Source organism: Intrasporangium sp., assembly GCF_032907665.1.
Taxonomy (GTDB): Bacteria; Actinomycetota; Actinomycetes; order Actinomycetales; family Dermatophilaceae; genus Intrasporangium.
The window spans coordinates 1-3,936 of the sequence record NZ_JAJJPG010000212.1; the positions used below are offsets into that span (position 1 = coordinate 1).

The following is a 3,936-nucleotide window of genomic DNA, read 5'->3' on the forward strand; positions in this document are numbered from 1 at the left end:
GCGTCCCAGATGTCGCTCGAGGAGTGGTCGGACGGACCGGGCGCGACCGTGTCGGTGCAGGCGCTGGAGGACCTGGTCGCGATGTTCCGCGCCTATGAGCGCGGCGGCCTGGTCGGCGACGGTGCCCCGCTGGAACGGCTGCTCGGCCGACCCGGGACGACCTGGCGGGGGGTCCTCGAGCGCGAGGTGGCGGCTCGGGCCACGCTCAGGCCGTAGCCGCTCAGGCCGTAGCCCCTAGGGCCGCAGCAGCGTGCGCATCGCCTCGACCGCCCCCGAAAGGTAGCCCTCGACGACGACGCGGTCGGTGTCACTCAGCGACCGGTCCAGGTCGGCGAGCGCCTCGAACATCGGCTTGAGCCACCCGATCACCTCGGCGCGCCCGGAGTCGGTGACGACGACGACGGTCCGGCGCCCGTCCTCAGGATGCGGCCGCCGCTCGGCGTGACCCCGGCCGACGAGCCGGTCGACGACGCCGGACGCCGCAGCCGAGGTCACGCGGAGCCGGCGAGCGAGCTCGACCGGGCCCATCGCCTCGCTCGAAAGGTGCTTGAGGGCATGGAGCTCGGAGACGGACAGGCCGGCCCGCCGCGCCACCGCCTCCGGGAGGGCCTCGGCGACGTCGAGCAGCTCCTGGAGCGTCTCCAGCGAGCGACTGGGTCGCCAGGCAGGGACGCCTTCAGTCATCGCGGCCGAGGGCACGGGCGATGTGACGTTCGACGTGGCGTTCGCCATTTCGCTAACCAACTTAGTAAGATCCTTACGTACTTTCACCATCCTAACGGAGACCTCGTGTCGCACTTCGCTGCCCGCCTCACCGCCCGCTGGTGGGCCGGGATCATCGCCACTCTGGCCCTGCTCGCCTCCGGTGCCGTCATCGGCCTGGTCGGGGACGCGGAGCGCTCGCCCTCGCCCACCGACTCCCTCGCGGCGAGCTCCGACAGCGCAGCCGCGGCCGAGCTCCGCGAGCGGCTCCCCGAGTCCGATGGCTCGACGGCCGTCGTCCTCTTCAGCCGGGACGGTGCACCGCTGAGCAGGGCCGACCGGGCGATCATCGAGGAGCGCGCCCGGCAGCTGCCTGGCGCGACGGGGATGCCGGCCGTGCCGAGCGAGGACGGGACGGCCGCCCTTCTCGTCCTGCCGGTCGACGCGGCCGACGCCTCGGCCGCCTCCGACGCGGTTGCCGAGATCCGCACGGCCGCCAAGGACGGTCTGCCGGACGGGCTCTCCGCCCAGGTCACGGGCCCGGCCGCCGTCCAGGCCGACCTTGCCGCGGTCTTCGACGGCGCGAACCTCCGCCTCCTCATCGCGACCGCCTCGATCGTCGCCTTCCTGCTCGTCATCACGTATCGCAGCCCCGTCCTGTGGCTCATCCCGCTCACCGTCATCGGCATCGCAGACCGCCTCGCCACGGTGCTCGCGACCCACACGCTGCGCGGCCTCGACATCGCCTGGGACGAGTCCACCGTCGGAATCCTGTCCGTCCTCGTCTTCGGCGCCGGGACCGACTACGCCCTGCTCCTCATCTCCCGGTATCGAGACGAGCTGCGCCGCCACGCCGACCGGCGCCGCGCCATGGCCACCGCCGTGTCGCGAACCGCCGAAGCGGTCCTGAGCAGCGCATCCACCGTCGTCCTCGGTGTGCTCACCCTCCTCCTGTCCGCCTTCCCCGCCACCCGCGGGCTCGGCGTCGCGTCGGCCGTGGGAATCGTCGTCGCGGCGGCGTTCGCGCTCATCGTCCTCCCCGCCGCGCTCGTCGTCTTCGGTCGCTGGGTCTTCTGGCCCAAGATCCCGCACGAGGGAGAGCCGTCCCTGGCCGACTCCCGATCGCTCTGGCGCCGCATCGGTGACATCGTGGCTGCCCGGCCCAAGACGGTCGTGACCCTGAGCGCAGTCGGCCTCCTCGCCATGTCACTGGGGGCCCTGGGCGTCAACACCGGACTGTCCGCATCCGACCAGTTCCTCGAGAAACCCGAGGCCATCTCGGCATCCGAGCGTCTCTCCGAGTCCTTCCCGGCCAGCTCGGCCGACCCGGCGGCCGTCGTCACGACCGCCGACGCCCAGACCGTGCTCGCCGCCGTCGAGCAGGCCGAAGGCGTGGCCTCGGCCCGGATCCGCGCAGCGGGCAACGGCGTCACGCAGATCGACGCCGTCCTCACGGGCGCGCCGTCATCGGACCAGGCGCGTGAGGACGTCGCGAGCCTGCGTGCCGCTGTCGCCGACCTCCCCGAGACGCATGTCGGCGGCACGGAAGCAGTAGCCGTCGACGTGGCGGAGGGAGCCGCTGGGGACCGGGCGCTCATCTTCCCCCTCATCCTCGTGCTCGTCCTCGTCGCCCTCATGCTGCTCCTGCGCTCGGTCGTCGCACCGATCATCCTCGTCAGCACGGTCGTCGTGACCTTCGTCGCGGCCCTCGGGTTGTCCTGGGCGCTCTTCACCCAGGTCTTCGGCTTCCAACGCCTTGACGACACTGCCCCGCTCTACGCGTTCGTCTTCCTCGTCGCGCTCGGCGTCGACTACAACATCTTTCTCGTCACCCGGGCCCGTGAAGAAGCGCGCGAGCACGGGACGCGGAAGGGGATGCTGCGCGCCCTGGCCGCGACAGGTGGGGTCATCACGAGCGCCGGCATCCTGTTGGCCGCCGTCTTCGCGGTCCTCGGCGTCCTGCCGCTCGTCGTCCTCGCCCAGATCGGCGTCATCATCTGCGTCGGCGTCCTCCTCGACACCCTCGTCGTGCGCACGCTCGTCGTGCCCGCCATCGCCCTGATCCTGGGCGACCGCTTCTGGTGGCCGCGCCGTGTGTCCGATGTGCCGAGTCAGCCTGAGGTCACGGCGCACCAGCTCGCCTAGCAACCTAGCCAGGGGCGATGGGCGTCCCGGCCAGAGCCGGCCGGAGACCGCCATGATGAAACACGACCTCAATCCGACTGAGATCTCGTCGTCATGCTTGGCGAATCACGACAAGTCGCGTCGTCACCACCTGTCACCACTTGCCGACGTGAGGTCGAGAAGGAGGCTGGCACTGTCTCCCAAACGGCACAGGGCCGGACAGCACCGCCGACTTCGCGTCGGCGGATCAATCGTGGAGGTCCCCCATGGCACGCCCGTCCTTCTCCCGCATCGCCATACCGATGGTGACTGTCGCCCTTCTCGCCAGCGCCTGCGGTTCCGACGAGCCCGCCTCCGGGGGCGCGACGAACGGGTCCGGCGACGAGGCCCCCCGCATCGCTGCGATCTTCTCCGGATCCACGACGGATGCCGACTACAACGCACTCGGCCTCATCGCCCTGCAGGAAGCGCAGAAGAACCACGGGGCCGAGACGGCACACTCCGAGAGCGTGCCGGTGCCGGACGCCGAGCGGGTCATGAAGGAGTACCTCGCAGACGGCTACACGGTGATCTGGAGCCACGGAAGCCAGTACTTCGAGGCGACCAACAAGCTCGCGAAGCAGTACCCGGACGTCACCTTCATCGGCGAGTTCGACGACAAGCCCAAGGAGAACGTCCCCAACCTCTGGGTCCTCGATCGCAACTTCCACACGGCCTTCTACCCCATCGGCATCCTCGCCGCAGCCCAGACGAAGTCGGGGAAGATCGGCTACGTCGGAGGGCTTTCCCTGCCCTTCTCGTACTCGGAGGTGCATGCCATCAACCAGGCCATCAAGGACAGCGGGTCCAACGCCACGGTGACTCCCGTGTGGACCGGTGACTTCAACGACCCCACGAAGGCGCAGCAGATCACGTCTCAGCTGATCGGCCAGGGGAACGACGTCATCGTCGGGTCCCTCAACCTGGGCATGGTCGGCGCCTTCCAGGCGGTCAAGGGCAAGGACGTCGATGTCGTGGTCACGGCCAAGTACACCGACAAGTCCCAGTTCGACCCCGAGCACTACGCCACGTCGACGATCTACGACTTCACCAAGCCGTTGGACGACATGC

Annotated in this window: 3 protein-coding genes and 1 pseudogene; 3 read left to right on the top strand and 1 reads right to left on the bottom strand. The window is 69.9% G+C overall.

What is annotated here, in order from left to right; genetic code table 11:
• Positions 1-216 (top strand): annotated as a pseudogene (locus tag LOY02_RS18265) (hypothetical protein); the annotation flags it as partial.
• A gap of 18 nt (positions 217-234) precedes the next feature.
• Here the strand turns inward: LOY02_RS18265 and LOY02_RS18270 are convergent.
• Complete coding sequence (locus LOY02_RS18270) at positions 235-684, bottom strand: MarR family winged helix-turn-helix transcriptional regulator (RefSeq protein ID WP_317183797.1); 450 nt, start codon at positions 682-684, stop codon at positions 235-237.
• 105 nt (positions 685-789) lie between these two features.
• Between LOY02_RS18270 and LOY02_RS18275 the strand changes: the two genes are divergently transcribed.
• Both LOY02_RS18275 and LOY02_RS18280 read left to right on the top strand, forming a co-directional pair.
• A complete protein-coding gene (locus tag LOY02_RS18275; RefSeq protein ID WP_317183798.1) occupies positions 790-2,847 on the top strand; it encodes an MMPL family transporter in 2,058 nt (685 codons plus the stop codon).
• A 245-nt stretch (positions 2,848-3,092) separates the two neighbouring features.
• A partial coding sequence (locus LOY02_RS18280) for a BMP family protein (RefSeq protein ID WP_317183799.1) occupies positions 3,093-3,936 on the top strand: 844 nt, incomplete at its 3' end.